Below are 14,449 nucleotides of genomic sequence, written 5' to 3' on the forward strand. Positions count from 1 at the left end.
CGACCGTGCGTTACATCGCACGGCTCCACGTGGCGTTCACAAACGCATTGCCGCGACCGGCCCCCGAGATTTGCTCAAGTTCGCTCTGCGGAATTTCCTTTATCGAACCGTCGTCCTTGGCAGCGTTCTGTTTTTCGGTCAGTTGCGCGATGAGTGCTTGCTTCGTCATGGAGACTTCTCCTGATAGCCCGCGAGAAAAATCGTCCCGTTGGCTGCGGGCCGCCAACGAGACGTCATGCGAGGGAGACTGGAGAGACAGCAGGGGGACGTCAGTCAGGCAGACATGTTGACTGGATGACGCAGCACTTGATATCGGAGAATTCCGAAAGTTGTTGTGCGATGACGCGCGTCAGGTAACACGGTACGTGACGCGTCAGTTCGAGAGGGGATGGAGAGTGCAGAAAGTGCGCGGCGTCGCGCTCAGAGCGAGGTTTCGACGCCAAACCGCTCACGGTACGCAGCGGGCGTAACCCCGTACTGACGTACGAACGCGCGTCGCAGGTTTTGCTCGTCGCCGAAGCCCACGCGCGACGCAATACGCTTGAGCGGGGCCTCGGAGTCGAGCAGCGCAAATCGCGCCGCTTCGAGACGCATGCGCTCCACGGCTTTCGCCGGGGTGGTGCCGGTCTTGGCGAGATAGCTTCGCGCGAACGTGCGCGGACTCATGTTGGCCTGCTCGGCAAGACGCATCACCGATAAGTCACCGTCCAGCCGATCAGCCATCCAGCCGTGCAATTCACCGAACGGTGCCCCCGCCGTGAGCTGCTCCTGCAACGGCGGGCTGAACTGCGACTGGCCGCCGGCCCGCTTGAGAAACACCACGAGACGTCGCGCCGCCTGCAAGGCGATATCCGCGCCGAGGTCATCTTCCACCAGTGCCAATCCCAGATCGATGCCGGCCGTAATGCCTGCCGATGTCCATACGGGGTCTTCGCGCACGTAGATCGGGTCCGATTCGACGCGCGCTTTGGGATAGCACGTCTGCAACATGGCCGTGTCGAGCCAGTGGGTCGTGGCACGGCGTCCGTCGAGCAACCCGGCGGCGCCAAGAATGAACGCCCCTACGCAGACGGAACACACACGACGTACGCGCGGTGCGTAATCACGCAGCCAGTCGCCCACCACATCCGGCACTGCTGGCCGGTGCATCACTGCACCGCCCACTGCGATCAATGTGTCCACATCCATTGCAGCCAGCGAGTGCATCGGCTCGGTGTGCAACGTGATACCCGAACCCGTCTCCACCGGCCCGCCGTGTGCCGACACCACCACCGTGCGATACGGTGCCGTTTGTCCGAGCTCCGTCACGTTACGGATCACCGCGTGAAACGCATCGAGCGGACCGGCAAGATCCAGCAGCACGAACGGCGGCACGATGAGGAAGGCGACGAGGCGAGGTTCGGTCATGAGTTAGCGGATAACAAATAGCGAATCACAAATCACAGTTCGAGACTGGCAACGGGTTCCGTGTTCATTCAACGAGGCAAGCCACGCGAACTGAAACATCAAGCGGCCACCGCCACGGTCCGACGTCGCGCATCGACGGCGTACCAGAGCGTCGCGAGCGCTGCGATAGCGAGCAACGGAAACGTCGCCTGATTGATCGTGGCCCACCCGAAACGCGCCAGCAGTTGCCCGGCAAACAGACTCGCGAGCGCCGTGCCGGCAAATGTAATGAATTCATTGGCGGCCTGCGCACGGGCCCGTTCGGCCGGACGGTAGGACAACGTCAGCAACGTCGTGCCGCCCACGAACATGAAGTTCCAGCCCACACCGAGGAACGCCAGCGCGGCGTAGAAATACGGCAGGCTCGTCGACATCAGCGCCAGCACGCCGCACAGCGCGCTCATGCCGATACCGATGAACAGCACCGGCACCACGCCCCAGCGTTTGACCAGATGTCCGGAGAAGAACGACGGTGCGTACATCCCGACCAGATGCCACTCGATGATGTGCGCGCCATCGTCGATGCTGTGTCCACAAGCAACCGCCGCAATCGGCGTCGCCGTCATGACGAACATCATCACCATGAAGCCGATCAGGTTGTTGGCGAGCGCTGCCATGTAGATTGGCTGGCGCATGATCTCGCCGAGTCCGCGCGCGGGCAACGCCGCGGCGTCCCCCGCGGTGCCCGCCGCCACATGGACGGGCAGGTCTCGCAAAAAGCCCAATAGCAGCAACAGCGAGATGCCCGACAGCAACGTGACGACGAGATACGACCCCGCGAAGGTCACCGGCGCCAGCCAGTCCTTGCTGCCCGCCGCGAGCGCCGGACCGATCACGGCAGCGATCACGCCGCCGGTCAGCACGATCGAAATGGCGCGCGGCTTGTCCTCGACGGGCACGACATCAGCCGCAGCCAGCCGGTAGTAGCGGGCGAACGCCTGAAACACACCCACACAAGCGGTCCCCGCGCAGAACATGGCGAAGTGCTGTTGGTAGATCGCCATCACCGACACCAGGCCACCCACGGTCCCGAAGGCGGCCCCCAACGCGAAACCGAAGCGTTGCCCGATGCGTTGAATCAGCATCGACGCGAAGATCGTCGTAATGGCCGAGGCTACCGTAATCAGCGAGAACGGCAGGGTGGCGTAGCCCTTGTCGGACGCCAGCACGTAGCCGACCAGCCCGGTGAGGGTGAGATCGACGGACAGCGCCGCCGTGTAGAGCGCCTGACACGCCGCCAGCACGGCGGCATAGCGACGCCCCAGTTGGCGGGCCCGGCGTGCAGCGGACTCGCTGCTCTGGTCAGGGTCGGACGGTGGCGCGGTGCGCCCGGCAACGGCATCGGTCATGGGAGTGTCGCTATGTCTTGGCGGGATGAGGAGACTTCGGGAGACTTCTGGGGACTTCGGAGAACTTCGGAAGTCGTCATCTTGCCGTCGGCCGATTTGGCACGAATGCCAATCATGCATCAAAAAGTGCCACGGCATGGCAGACCACACCAATCGCCCCGCGCCCTCCCCCGTCCGCGCCAATTCAGTGCGCACCAACTCAGCGCGCGGTCGCACCAACGTGCTTCGCCCGCGACGTTACCCATCAGCCGAAAGTCGGATGCCTCACGAATAATTCCCGCCCTGACGCGCTGCCTCGAAACTTGGATGCAAGTTTGAATACCGGCGTGAATTCAGGGGTTGGCACGCTTGCCAGCACGTCCGATCCGGCAAGCGGATGGTAGAGATCACAACGAACACGCGTCGCTGGCACGGCCCTTGCGTTAGTCCCCTGGTACCGGATCCACCGGTCTAACCAGGAAAGGGGAAGACGTATCATGAAACGACGCACGCTACTCCAGATGGCGGCCCTCTCGGGCGCCGCTTCGCTCACCGGCATGGCGCCCAACTTGTTCGCACAGAGCAAGCAGCCCATCAAGGTCGGCATCCTGCACTCGCTCTCGGGCACGATGGCCATCTCGGAGACGTCGCTCAAGGATGTCGCGCTCATGACCATTGCCGACATCAACGCCAAGGGTGGCGTGATGGGCCGCCCGCTCGAAGCGGTAGTGGTCGATCCGGCCTCGAACTGGCCGCTCTTCGCCGAGAAGGCCCGCCAGTTGCTCACGAAGGACAAGGTCTCCGCCGTGTTCGGCTGCTGGACGTCGGTCTCGCGCAAATCGGTGCTGCCGGTCTTCGAAGAACTCAACGGGTTGCTCTACTACCCGGTGCAGTACGAAGGCGAAGAGATGTCGAAGAACGTTTTCTACACGGGTGCCGCGCCCAATCAGCAGGCCATCCCCGCCGTGGAATACGTCATGAGCAAGGAAGGCGGCGGCGCCAAGCGTTTCTTCCTGCTCGGCACCGACTACGTCTACCCCCGCACGACGAACAAGATCCTGCGCGCCTTCCTGCACTCGAAGGGCGTGGACGACAAGGACATTCAAGAGGTCTACACGCCGTTCGGTCACAGCGACTATCAGACCATCGTCGCGAACATCAAACAGTTTGCCCAAGGCGGCAAGACCACGGTCATCTCGACCATCAACGGCGACTCGAACGTGCCGTTCTACAAGGAACTCGGCAATCAAGGCCTGAAGGCCACCGACGTACCGGTCGTCGCCTTCTCGGTGGGTGAAGAAGAGCTGCGCGGCATCGATACCAAGCCGCTCGTGGGCCATCTGGCCGCATGGAACTACTTCATGACGGTGAAGAACCCGACCAACGACGCATTCAAGAAGGAATGGTTTGCCTACGTCAAGGCGAAGGGCCTGCCGGGCGGCGACAAGCGCGTGACCAACGACCCGATGGAAGCCACCTTCGTGGGCATGCACATGTGGAAGCAGGCGGTCGAGAAGGCCGGCAGCGTCGACGTGGACAAGGTCCGCACGGCCATGATCGGTCAGACCTTCAAGTCGCCCGACGGCTTCGACATGGTGATGGACGGCAACCACCATCTGCACAAGCCCGTGATGATCGGCGAAATCCGCCCGGACGGTCAGTTCAACGTGGTGTGGAAGACCAAAGCGCCGATTCGCGCCCAGCCGTGGAGCCCGTTCATCGCGGGTAACGAAGGCAAGCCCGACAAGGTTTGAGCCCGGGTTTGAGCCCGGCCTGACCTCGGTCCGATGCCGCCGCTGTTCTGCCGTCGCCGTGTGCCGCCCTGACCGGCAGGCACGCGGCGCAACTTCCTCGCGCTGACCCGCGGTCAACGGCGGCCACCGCATTGACCGTGGCCAGCGCACGGAGACGTTTCGATGATAACGATAAGACGCTGGACCGCTGCCACCCTTGTCCTGCTATCACTGGGTGCTGCGCTGATGACACCGATGGCCGCGCGTGCGGCTGTCACCGATGCCGATGTCGCCGCACTCGCAGGCGACGACTTCGACGCCAAGGCGCAAGCCATCGACCACCTCGCCGCAGACGCCTCGCCGCAAGCCGTTGCCTTGCTCAAGGCGCTGGCCGACGACACGGCCGTCACCGTCGGCGACACGAACCCGCGCATTGCCATTCAGGTTGGCGACAAGTACGTCGACCCGATCACGGGCGCGGCCGTCAAAGCCGACGATGCGCAATCGCTCACGCTCAACAATGTGCTGCGCGCAAAAGTCGGCACGGCAGCGGCCGCCGGTGCGCTGCTCTCGGCCGACCACGATGCCCGCGCACAAGCCATCGACACGATGTTGCAGAACCCGTCGCCCGCATTCAAGACGTTGATCGAACAGGCGCGCCAGAAGGAATCCGATCCGGTTCTGAAGAAGCGGCTCGACCAGCTCTGGGCGCAATCGGCGCTGCACGATGCGTCACCAGCCAAACGCCGCGAAGCCATCGACCTGATCGCCTCGGCAGGCGACCCGCAGATGCGCGACCTGCTGCTGCCCATCGTGGCCAAACAACCCGACGGCAGCTATGCAGAACCCGACGCCAACGTGCGCAGCGCCGCCGACATCGCCCTCACGCAGCTCGCCGCCGCACAGCGTCGCAGCGAGTTCTTCGGCACGATCTTCGCCGGACTGTCGCTGGGCAGCGTGCTGTTGCTCGCCGCCCTCGGTCTGGCCATCACCTACGGCCTGATCGGCGTCATCAACATGGCGCACGGCGAATTCCTGATGGTCGGCGCCTATGCCACGTACGTCGTGCAGACGCTCTTCCATCGATTTGCGCCCGGCGCGTTCGACTTCTATCTCGTGGCTGCCGTGCCCGCTGCGTTTTTCGTGGCAGCGGCCCTCGGCTTCGTGCTTGAGCGCACGGTCATCAAACACCTGTACGGCCGCCCGCTCGAGACGCTGCTCACCACGTTCGGTATCAGCCTGTTGCTGATTCAGGCGGTGCGCACACTCTTCGGCGCGCAGAACGTCGAAGTGGTGAACCCCACGTGGATGAGCGGCGGCATTGCCGTGCTGCCGAACCTGATCCTGCCGTACAACCGCATCGTGATTCTCGTGTTTGCGCTGGTCGTCGTGGCGCTCACGTGGGCGGTACTTAATCTCACGCGTCTGGGCCTGTTCATTCGTGCCGTGACGCAAAACCGGTCGATGGCTGCTTGCGTCGGCGTGAAGACCGGCCGCGTCGACAGCTATGCCTTTGCGTTCGGTGCGGGCATTGCGGGGCTGGGCGGCTGCGCCCTCTCGCAGATCGGCAACGTCGGCCCCGACCTCGGACAGAGCTACATCATCGACTCGTTCATGGCGGTGGTGCTTGGCGGCGTGGGTCAACTCGCGGGCACGATCGTCGGCGCCTTCGGTCTGGGCGTTGCCAACAAGTTGCTCGAACCGATGTGGGGTGCCGTGCTCGCGAAGATCGCCGTGCTGATTCTGATCGTGCTGTTCATCCAGAAACGCCCGCAGGGCATGTTCGCGCTCAAAGGGCGCAGCGCGGAGGCCTGAATGCAGACACCCAACTTCCTGCCGCCCGGCATTACGCCGTCGGTCTCGCTCGACGTGCCGTCCCGCGCACGGCTGTTACCAAAACATGTGGCACCAGTGCTGTTCGCCTTCGTGCTCGCCGTGCTGATTCTCGTGCCGGTGTGTGCGCTGGTGTTGCCACCTGCGCATCCGCTGCATTTATCGGCGTACGCCATGACGCTGGTCGGCAAGATCATGTGCTACGCCATCGCCGCGCTGGCGCTCGACCTCGTGTGGGGTTACTGCGGCATTCTGAGCCTCGGTCACGGCCTGTTCTTCGCGCTCGGCGGCTATGCGATGGGCATGTATCTGATGCGCTCCATCGGCCGCGACGGCGTGTATCACAGCAACTTGCCCGACTTCATGGTGTTTCTCGACTGGAAGGAACTGCCGTGGTACTGGACGGGCACCGAACACTTCGCTTGGGCGATGTTTCTCGTCGTGGCGCTGCCCGGTGCGGTCGCGTGGATCTTCGGTTATCTGGCGTTCCGCTCGCGGGTGAAAGGCGTGTATCTGTCGATCATCACGCAGGCCCTCACGTTCGCGGCGATGCTGCTCTTCTATCGCAACGAAACGGGCTTCGGCGGCAATAACGGCTTCACCGACTTCAAGCGCATTCTCGGCTACTCGGTGACCTCGGCCAACACGCGCACGGTGCTGTTCCTCATCACCTTCGCGGTGCTGGTCGGTGCCTTGCTGCTGTGCCGTGCGCTGGTCGTCTCGAAGTTCGGCCGCGTGGTGACAGCGATTCGCGACGGCGAGTCGCGGGCGATGTTTCTCGGCTATCGGCCGCTCGGCTACAAGCTGTTCGTCTGGACACTCTCGGCCATGCTGTGCGGCATCGCAGGCGCGCTGTACGTGCCGCAGGTCGGCATCATCAACCCGAACGAGATGGCCCCGGTGAACTCCATCGAAATGGCCATCTGGGTCGCCATCGGCGGACGCGGTTCGCTCATCGGCGCCATCGTCGGCGCGTTTCTCGTGAATGGCGCCAAGAGCTACTTCACGGCGTACTTCGCCGAGTACTGGCTGTTCTTCCTCGGCGCGATGTTCGTGCTCGTGCCGCTGCTGTTGCCGCAGGGCGTGATCGGGCTCGTGACACAACTCTCGCGCAAGCGCAGCCCGCAGGCCCAGCACGCCCCGGCGCATGCCGAAGGCGACGCCCCGCACCCCGTCACCGGAGACCGCGCATGATTCCCGCCATCGATGCCGGCCACGTCGCCGAAGCACAGCACGAGAAGAAAGAGACATCGGTCAGTGGCGACACCACGGGCATGTCGCACTTTCTGGTGCCGGGCGAGATCGACACGTCGCACGGGTTGATTCTTTATCTCGAAAACATCTCCGTATCGTTCGACGGCTTCCGCGCACTCAACGACTTGTCGCTGGCGATTCACACCGACGAGCTGCGCTGCATCATCGGCCCGAACGGTGCCGGCAAAACCACGATGATGGATGTCATCACCGGCAAGACGCGCCCCAGCGCTGGTCGCGCGTTTCTCGGTCAGACGCTCGACCTCACGCGACTCGACGAGCCAGCCATCGCCGAGGCTGGCGTGGGACGAAAGTTTCAGAAGCCGACGGTGTTCGAGCAGCACAGTGTCTGGGAAAACCTCGAACTCGCTTATGCGGGCGAGAAAGGCGACAAGCGCTGGTTCCGTGCGCTGTGGGCCTCGCTCACGCCTGCGATTCGCCGTCGTATCGAAGAAGTGCTCGCACTGACCCATCTGGAACATCAGGCCCATGTGCAGGCCGGGCAGTTGTCGCACGGACAGAAGCAGCGGCTGGAAATCGGCATGTTGCTCATGCAACAGCCGCAGTTGCTTCTGCTCGATGAGCCCGCCGCCGGCATGACCGACGAAGAGACCGCGCAGCTCGCCGACTTGCTCAACCGACTGCGCGGGCACTGCTCGATGATGGTGGTCGAGCACGACATGGCGTTCGTCGCCGCACTCTCCGGTGACAGCGGACTCGTGACGGTGATGGCTGAGGGCCGTGTGCTCGCGGAAGGCACGCTCGACGTCGTGCAGCGCGACGAGCGCGTGATCGAATCGTATCTGGGACGCTGACCATGCTCGAAATTCACGCACTCAATCAGTACTACAGCGGCAGCCACATCCTGCGCAACGTGGAATTCACCGTGCCCGACGCGCAACTCACCGTACTGCTGGGCCGTAACGGTGTGGGCAAAACGACGCTGCTCAAATGCCTCATGGGCGTGGTGCCGGTGAAGTCGGGCAGCATCGCGTGGCGCGGCAAGACACTCACCTCGGCGCCGCCTTTCGCGCGCGTGGCTAACGGGCTCGCTTACGTACCGCAGGGCCGCGAGATTTTCCCTCGGCTGACGGTTGAAGAGAACCTGCTGATCGGTGCGGCAAGCAAGCCCGCTCGCGAAGCCAAGCGCGGCATTCCGAGCCATATCTACGATCTGTTTCCGGTGCTGCGCGACATGAAGCAGCGCCGCGGCGGCGATCTGTCGGGAGGTCAGCAGCAGCAACTCGCCATCGGACGCGCACTCATGAGCGACCCGCAACTGTTGATTCTCGATGAACCGACCGAAGGCATTCAGCCGTCGATCATCAAGGACATTGGCGCCACGCTGAGACGGCTGGTGGACGAGCGCGGCATGACGGTGTTGCTCGTCGAGCAGTATTACGACTTCGCCCTCGCGCTCGCCGATCACTATCGCGTGATGAGCCGGGGCGCCATCGTGGCCAGTGGTCTCGGGAAAGACATGGAAGCCGATGGCGTACGGCATATGGTGGCGGTCTGATCTTCGCGATACCGCTGTACTGCATTCTGCGCAAGCGCTCGCCGCCCGGCCCTGCCGATGACGGTGCCGCGCCGTGCTAGATTTCGGGCAATCCGAATCGCCTGATGCTCATGAACACCCCGAACCCTTCCATCCCCGGCTGGCATGCCGCGCTCTCGCTCGGCTTCGCACGTACGGGCGAGCGTACCGTGCTCGCGACGCGTCGTCATCAGGGCCCGCTCGTCGTACAGAAATCGTTGCACCCCGAAGGCCCGGGTATTTGCCACGCCGTGATCGTGCATCCCCCCGGGGGTATTGCGGGCGGCGACAGTCTCGACATCGACGTCCGGCTTGACGACCGCGCGCACGCGGTGCTGACGACCCCCGGTGCGACGAAGTGGTACAAGTCGCAAGGCCGCGTCGGCACGCAGGACATCGCGCTCACGCTCGGCGCGGGCGCGAAACTCGACTGGCTGCCGCTCGAGAACATCGTGTTCGAACAAGCCGATGCGAAGCAGAACATCCGCGTACGTCTCGGCGAGAACGCCACCGTCATCGGTTGGGACGCCACCCTGCTCGGACGTCAGGCAGCAGGCGAACAATGGACGCAAGGCCAGTGGCGCGCGACGTTCGAACTGCGCGACGCGCAAGACCGCTTGCTCTGGGCCGAGCAGGCCGTGCTCGGTGCCGACGATGCGCAACGCACGGGCGTGACCGGTCTTGCAGGCTTTCCGGTGTTCGCGACGCTATGGGCGGTTGGCCCGGCGTGCACGCGTGAATTCGCCGAAACGCTCGCCGCCGACCTGCCGTTTCAGGATGATTTGCGCGCGGGCGTGACCTGCCTGCCGGGCAACGTGCTGGTATTGCGCGTGTTGGGTCACGACATGGAAACCGTGCGTCAGTTGATGATCCGGCACTGGCTGGCGTTACGCCCGATCGTGCATGGCGTGCCCGCCGAACCGCTGCGTCTCTGGGCAACCTGAGCCCGGCACCAAAACGGTGACACCCTCCGTCGCCACGCCCTGCTGACGCACCAATTCAGGGCGTTATCGGCGGCGCATGGCCCGACGCGGCGCGCTCCCGACACGGGAGTGCGCGCGCCGATCTGCCCGGCAGCGCCGCCGCGCGGTCTTTCTCTGCCTCAGGCACGATTCCTGCTACCTCACTGTATCGACCGGTCAGACCAGATGATCCGGCCGCCGGGACGCTCCTGTCGCCGGATCACTCGCCCCCGATACTCCGAACCGAGGTTGCCGCTATGCTGCCGTTCACCCGTACTGCCGTCCCGCACCATGCCGTCGTTGCTACCGTCGGCGCACGCGCTCGCGCCCGCCGTGTCTTCACTGCACTGATGCTCTCGATGAGCGCCATCGCCGCGCTCGCTGTCGCCATGCCGCGAGCGGCCCATGCGGACGGCTTGGACGACATCACCAAGCGTGGCACGCTGCGCGTGGCAGTCCCCGCCGACTTCCCGCCGTTCGGCTCGATCGGCCCGGACATGAAGCCGGTCGGCTATGACATCGACACCGCCGCGCTGCTCGCCAAGGGCATGGGCGTGAAGCTCGAACTCGTGCCGGTGACCAGCGCTAACCGCGTGCCGTACCTCACCACGAACAAAGCCGATCTGGTGATTTCCAGCCTCGGCAAGAACGCCGACCGCGAGAAAGTCATCGACTTCTCGGAAGCCTATGCACCGTTCTACAACGGCGTGTTCGGCCCGAAAGACATCGCTGTCGCCAAGCCCGCCGATCTCTCGGGCAAGACCATTGGCGTAACGCGTGGCGCCGTGGAAGACCTCGAACTCTCCAAGGTCGCCCCGCCCGATGTGACCATCAAGCGCTTCGAAGACAACAACGGCACGATCTCGGCATTCCTGTCGGGTCAGGTGCAACTGGTGGCCACCGGCAACGTGGTCGCCGCCGCCATTCTCGCCAAGCACCCGCCGAAGCTGCCGGAGCCGAAGTTCCTCATCAAGAACTCGCCGTGCTTTGTCGGCCTGAACAAGAACGAGCCGCGTCTGCTCGCCAAGGTCAACGACATCCTGACGGCCTCGAAGAAGGACGGCTCGCTGGGCAAGATCTCGCAGAAGTGGCTCGGCGCCCCGCTGCCGGCCGACCTGTAAAACGGGTCTGCCCTTCTGATGCACTACGTTCTCGACTTTGCCGACCTGCGGCAATACCTGATGCTGTTCGTAAAAGGCGCCGCGCTGACGGTGGCGCTCACTGCCGTGTCAACGGTAGTGGGTGTCGTCATCGGCGCGCTGTGCGCCGTCGCTCGCGAGGAGGGCTCGCGCTGGGCCAAGGCCATCGCCGGCCTCTACGTCGAGCTGATTCGCAACACACCCTTCATCGTCCAGCTCTTCTTCATCTTCTTCGGGCTGCCGAGTCTGGGCATTCATATCGACGAGACCACGGCGGCCGTCATCGCCATGAGCGTGAACCTCGGTGCTTACGCGACCGAGATCATTCGCGCCGGTATGCGCGCGGTGCCACGCGGGCTGTCGGAAGCCGGGCAATCGCTGGCGATGACGCGCGCGCAGATTCTGCGCCACGTCATTCTTCCGCAGGCGTTTGCGAAAGTGTTCCCGGCACTCGCCAGCCAGATCGTCATCGTGATGCTGGGCTCGGCAGTGGTATCGCAAATCTCGGTGCCTGATCTCTCGTACGCGGCCAACTTCGTGCAGTCGCGCACGTTCCGCGCGTTCGAAAGCTACTTGATCGTCACGGCGGTGTATCTCGTGCTGGCCATTGCGCTGCGGCGTGTGCTGATGCGTTGCGCACGGCGTCTGTTTCGCGGCACGGTCAAAGGGGGTGCGCGATGATGGAATTCACCCTCTGGGACATGCTGCGCGGCCTGCTGCTGGCCGGGCGCTGGACCCTCGCGCTCTCGGCTATCGCCTTCGTCTGCGGCGGGCTCGTCGCACTCGTGCTGCTGGTCATTCGCGTGGGCCGCGTGCAATGGGCCGCGCGTGCGGTCGCGTTGTATATCGAAGTGTTTCAGGGCACGCCGCTGCTCATGCAGTTGTTTCTGGTCTTCTTCGGCCTGCCGTTGCTCGGCTTGGAAGTCTCGCCGTGGGTCGCGGCGGCGGTGTGTCTCACGCTCTACACCAGCGCCTATCTCACCGAGATCTGGCGGGGTTGCGTCGATGCCATTCCGCACGGGCAGTGGGAGGCCTCGTCGAGCCTTGCCATGCGCTACGGCGAGCAGTTGCGGCACGTGATTCTGCCGCAGGCGCTGCGCATCGCCATCGCGCCGACGGTCGGTTTCTCGGTGCAGGTGGTCAAGAGCACGGCGCTCGCGTCGATCATCGGCTTCGATGAGTTGACCAAGACCGGCACCATGCTCACTAATGCGACCTTCCAGCCGTTCACCGTCTATGGGCTGGTCGCTCTGTTCTACTTCGCTGCCTGCTATCCGCTGTCGCTATGGGCGCGTCATCTCGAAAGGAAACTCCATGTCGCTCATTGAAGTCAGGGGCATGCAAAAGCGCTTCGGCGAAAACCCCGTGTTGCGGGGGATCGACATGAGCGTCGAGCGCGGTCAGGTCGTGTCGATCATCGGCAAGAGCGGCTCGGGCAAGAGCACGCTGTTGCGCACGCTCAACGGTCTGGAGAGTTTCGATGCCGGCAGCGTAGCGGTCGATGGTGTGCTCGTCGGCGCCCGCGACACCGATCTGCGCGCTCTGCGTCTGAAGGTTGGCATGGTGTTCCAGCAGTACAACCTGTTTCCGCATCTGTCGGCCGGCGAGAACGTGATGCTCGCGCAAAAGGTCGTGAAGAAGACCGCGTCCGGCGATGCACGTGAAGTCGCGCGCGCCATGCTTGCCAAGGTCGGGCTCGCCGACAAGTTCGACAGCTACCCGTCGCAACTCTCGGGCGGTCAGCAGCAGCGAGTGGCGATTGCGCGCTCGCTGGCCATGTCGCCTGCGGTGCTGCTGTGCGATGAAATCACGTCGGCGCTCGACCCGGAGTTGGTCGCCGAAGTGCTGAAGGTGCTGGAGGATCTGGCGGCAGAAGGCATGACGCTGATTCTGGTCACGCACGAAATGCGCTTCGCGCGCCACGTGTCGGATCGGGTGGTGTTCATGCATCAGGGCAAGATCTGGGAATCGGGCGAACCCGAGGCACTGTTCACGCGCCCGGCGACGCCGGAATTGCAGCGTTTTATCTGCCAATAAAGTCTGCGTGGAACGGCGCTGCCGATCGGTCATTCGCACGATTTTGGTGCGCCCTCTAATCGTGTCAAAGAGCAGTGGCGCGGCGTGATCGCCGTGCTTATGATGAGCAGCTACAGCGCGCCTCAGGGCCTGTCCACCCTAATTGCTTCGCATTGAAATTCACCTGTCACGATGAAGCTCACTCCTCGCGAAAAAGACAAGTTACTCATCTTCACCGCCGCCTTGCTCGCCGAACGCCGGCGCGCGCGCGGACTGAAGCTGAACTATCCGGAGGCCGTGGCCTTCATCAGCGCCGCGCTCATGGAAGGCGCGCGCGATGGCAAGACGGTCGCCGAACTCATGCACTTCGGCACGACCTTGCTCACGCGCGATGACGTGATGGACGGCGTGCCCGAGATGATCCCCGACATTCAGGTCGAGGCCACGTTTCCCGACGGCACGAAACTCGTGACCGTGCATCACCCGATTCCGTAATCCGGCAATCCACGTCAGTACACATCGATAACAACACCCGAAGGACGCACCATGTCACGCGATCACTCGTTCACCGTATCCGCCACTTCGTCGGCACGCCGCTGGTCACGCGCGGCTGCCGGTCTCGCCCTGCTCGCCGCGTCGGGCGCCGCCCTCGCGCATCCGGGTCACCCGGGGCATGACGCCGCCAGCAGCTTTGCCGCGGGCTTCGTCCATCCGCTCACCGGCGCCGACCACTTGTGCGCCATGATCGTCGTCGGTCTGTGGAGCGCGCTCACCTCGCGCCGCGTCTGGCTGGCGCCCATTGCGTTTGTCGCGATGCTTGCGGCCGGTGGCTTGCTCGGCATGTCGCATTGGTTTGCGTTGCCGGGCGTCGAGCCGATGATCGCCGTCTCGCTGCTGGTACTCGGGCTGATGCTCGCCACGCGCACGAAGTTGCCCGGTTGGGCCGGCGCGGCCGTGGTCGGTGCGTTCGCCATCTTCCACGGCTTCGCGCACGGTGCCGAGTTGCCGGACGAAGCCAGCGCCATGCATTACATGGCCGGGTTCCTGCTCGCCACGGGCATGTTGCATTGCATCGGCATCGCGGCGGGTGTCGCGCTGCGTGAGCGCACGGTGTGGGTGCCGCGCCTGTTGGGCGCGGGCGTGCTGGCGTACGGCGTGTCGCTGCTGGCTGTTGCGGCCTGAGCGCGGACGTAGCCCCCTT

Annotated in this window: 14 protein-coding genes and 1 pseudogene; 12 read left to right on the forward strand and 3 right to left on the reverse strand. The window is 64.0% G+C overall.

Annotated features, from left to right (window positions below):
- Positions 1 to 10 precede the first annotated feature (10 nt).
- The 3 genes from CDV44_RS28090 to CDV44_RS21120 all read right to left on the reverse strand — a co-directional run bounded on the left by CDV44_RS28090 (position 11) and on the right by CDV44_RS21120 (position 2,795).
- Positions 11 to 169 (reverse strand): hypothetical protein, encoded by a 159-nt coding sequence (locus CDV44_RS28090; protein WP_170936058.1) that lies wholly within the window; start codon positions 167 to 169, stop codon positions 11 to 13.
- A gap of 251 nt (positions 170 to 420) precedes the next feature.
- Positions 421 to 1,407 carry a GlxA family transcriptional regulator gene (locus CDV44_RS21115; RefSeq protein WP_087690253.1) on the reverse strand — a complete coding sequence of 329 codons (987 nt, stop codon included), beginning with the start codon at positions 1,405 to 1,407 and terminating at the stop codon, positions 421 to 423.
- A gap of 98 nt (positions 1,408 to 1,505) precedes the next feature.
- Positions 1,506 to 2,795 carry an MFS transporter gene (locus CDV44_RS21120; protein WP_140413278.1) on the reverse strand — a complete coding sequence of 430 codons (1,290 nt, stop codon included), beginning with the start codon at positions 2,793 to 2,795 and terminating at the stop codon, positions 1,506 to 1,508.
- 566 nt (positions 2,796 to 3,361) lie between these two features.
- Here CDV44_RS21120 and urtA point away from each other — a divergent pair.
- From urtA to CDV44_RS21180, 12 genes and pseudogenes are all read left to right on the forward strand, one after another.
- Positions 3,362 to 4,528: pseudogene (gene urtA, locus CDV44_RS21125) on the forward strand (urea ABC transporter substrate-binding protein); the annotation flags it as partial.
- A 162-nt stretch (positions 4,529 to 4,690) separates the two neighbouring features.
- Positions 4,691 to 6,322, forward strand: coding sequence for an urea ABC transporter permease subunit UrtB (gene urtB / locus CDV44_RS21130; RefSeq protein WP_087690256.1), 1,632 nt, complete (start codon positions 4,691 to 4,693; stop codon positions 6,320 to 6,322).
- On the forward strand, positions 6,323 to 7,534 hold the full coding sequence (urtC, locus tag CDV44_RS21135) for an urea ABC transporter permease subunit UrtC (RefSeq protein ID WP_087690258.1): 1,212 nt from the start codon (positions 6,323 to 6,325) through the stop codon (positions 7,532 to 7,534).
- The gene (urtD, locus tag CDV44_RS21140) at positions 7,531 to 8,409 is read left to right on the forward strand and encodes an urea ABC transporter ATP-binding protein UrtD (protein WP_087690260.1); all 879 of its coding nucleotides are present in this window, start codon (positions 7,531 to 7,533) and stop codon (positions 8,407 to 8,409) included. The genes urtC and urtD overlap by 4 nt, the downstream gene beginning before the upstream one ends.
- A 2-nt stretch (positions 8,410 to 8,411) precedes the next feature.
- Positions 8,412 to 9,113, forward strand: a complete 702-nt coding sequence (urtE, locus tag CDV44_RS21145; RefSeq protein WP_087690262.1) for an urea ABC transporter ATP-binding subunit UrtE — start codon at positions 8,412 to 8,414, stop codon at positions 9,111 to 9,113.
- 104 nt (positions 9,114 to 9,217) lie between these two features.
- Positions 9,218 to 10,075, forward strand: a complete 858-nt coding sequence (locus CDV44_RS21150) for an urease accessory protein UreD (protein WP_371328788.1) — start codon at positions 9,218 to 9,220, stop codon at positions 10,073 to 10,075.
- A 368-nt stretch (positions 10,076 to 10,443) separates the two neighbouring features.
- Positions 10,444 to 11,214, forward strand: coding sequence for a transporter substrate-binding domain-containing protein (locus CDV44_RS21155; protein ID WP_058380020.1), 771 nt, complete (start codon positions 10,444 to 10,446; stop codon positions 11,212 to 11,214).
- A gap of 18 nt (positions 11,215 to 11,232) precedes the next feature.
- Positions 11,233 to 11,913: an amino acid ABC transporter permease gene (locus CDV44_RS21160; protein ID WP_087690264.1), complete on the forward strand. Its 681-nt coding sequence runs from the start codon at positions 11,233 to 11,235 to the stop codon at positions 11,911 to 11,913.
- Entirely contained in the window at positions 11,910 to 12,560 is a 651-nt protein-coding gene (locus CDV44_RS21165; protein ID WP_087690266.1) for an amino acid ABC transporter permease, read from the forward strand. The genes CDV44_RS21160 and CDV44_RS21165 overlap by 4 nt, the downstream gene beginning before the upstream one ends.
- Entirely contained in the window at positions 12,547 to 13,269 is a 723-nt protein-coding gene (locus tag CDV44_RS21170; RefSeq protein ID WP_087690268.1) for an amino acid ABC transporter ATP-binding protein, read from the forward strand. The genes CDV44_RS21165 and CDV44_RS21170 overlap by 14 nt, the downstream gene beginning before the upstream one ends.
- A gap of 171 nt (positions 13,270 to 13,440) precedes the next feature.
- Positions 13,441 to 13,743: an urease subunit gamma gene (locus tag CDV44_RS21175; protein WP_087690270.1), complete on the forward strand. Its 303-nt coding sequence runs from the start codon at positions 13,441 to 13,443 to the stop codon at positions 13,741 to 13,743.
- 51 nt (positions 13,744 to 13,794) lie between these two features.
- The gene (locus CDV44_RS21180; protein WP_087690272.1) at positions 13,795 to 14,430 is read left to right on the forward strand and encodes a HupE/UreJ family protein; all 636 of its coding nucleotides are present in this window, start codon (positions 13,795 to 13,797) and stop codon (positions 14,428 to 14,430) included.
- Positions 14,431 to 14,449 lie beyond the last annotated feature (19 nt).

It is taken from the genome of Pandoraea sp. PE-S2R-1, assembly GCF_002179865.1.
Classification (GTDB): domain Bacteria; phylum Pseudomonadota; class Gammaproteobacteria; order Burkholderiales; family Burkholderiaceae; genus Pandoraea.

Bases quoted from the DNA above. Each gene is read 5' to 3' on its own strand.
- urtE (WP_087690262.1), top strand. From the start codon at position 8,412: ATGCTCGAAATTCACGCACTCAATCAGTACTACAGCGGCAGCCACATC.
- CDV44_RS21155 (WP_058380020.1), top strand. From the start codon at position 10,444: ATGCTCTCGATGAGCGCCATCGCCGCGCTCGCTGTCGCCATGCCGCGA.
- CDV44_RS21170 (WP_087690268.1), top strand. From the start codon at position 12,547: ATGTCGCTCATTGAAGTCAGGGGCATGCAAAAGCGCTTCGGCGAAAAC.
- urtC (WP_087690258.1), top strand. From the start codon at position 6,323: ATGCAGACACCCAACTTCCTGCCGCCCGGCATTACGCCGTCGGTCTCG.
- CDV44_RS21160 (WP_087690264.1), top strand. From the start codon at position 11,233: ATGCACTACGTTCTCGACTTTGCCGACCTGCGGCAATACCTGATGCTG.
- CDV44_RS21120 (WP_140413278.1), bottom strand. From the start codon at position 2,795: ATGACCGATGCCGTTGCCGGGCGCACCGCGCCACCGTCCGACCCTGAC.
- CDV44_RS21115 (WP_087690253.1), bottom strand. From the start codon at position 1,407: ATGACCGAACCTCGCCTCGTCGCCTTCCTCATCGTGCCGCCGTTCGTG.
- urtB (WP_087690256.1), top strand. From the start codon at position 4,691: ATGATAACGATAAGACGCTGGACCGCTGCCACCCTTGTCCTGCTATCA.
- urtD (WP_087690260.1), top strand. From the start codon at position 7,531: ATGATTCCCGCCATCGATGCCGGCCACGTCGCCGAAGCACAGCACGAG.
- CDV44_RS21175 (WP_087690270.1), top strand. From the start codon at position 13,441: ATGAAGCTCACTCCTCGCGAAAAAGACAAGTTACTCATCTTCACCGCC.
- CDV44_RS21165 (WP_087690266.1), top strand. From the start codon at position 11,910: ATGATGGAATTCACCCTCTGGGACATGCTGCGCGGCCTGCTGCTGGCC.
- CDV44_RS28090 (WP_170936058.1), bottom strand. From the start codon at position 169: ATGACGAAGCAAGCACTCATCGCGCAACTGACCGAAAAACAGAACGCT.
- CDV44_RS21180 (WP_087690272.1), top strand. From the start codon at position 13,795: ATGTCACGCGATCACTCGTTCACCGTATCCGCCACTTCGTCGGCACGC.
- CDV44_RS21150 (WP_371328788.1), top strand. From the start codon at position 9,218: ATGCTCATGAACACCCCGAACCCTTCCATCCCCGGCTGGCATGCCGCG.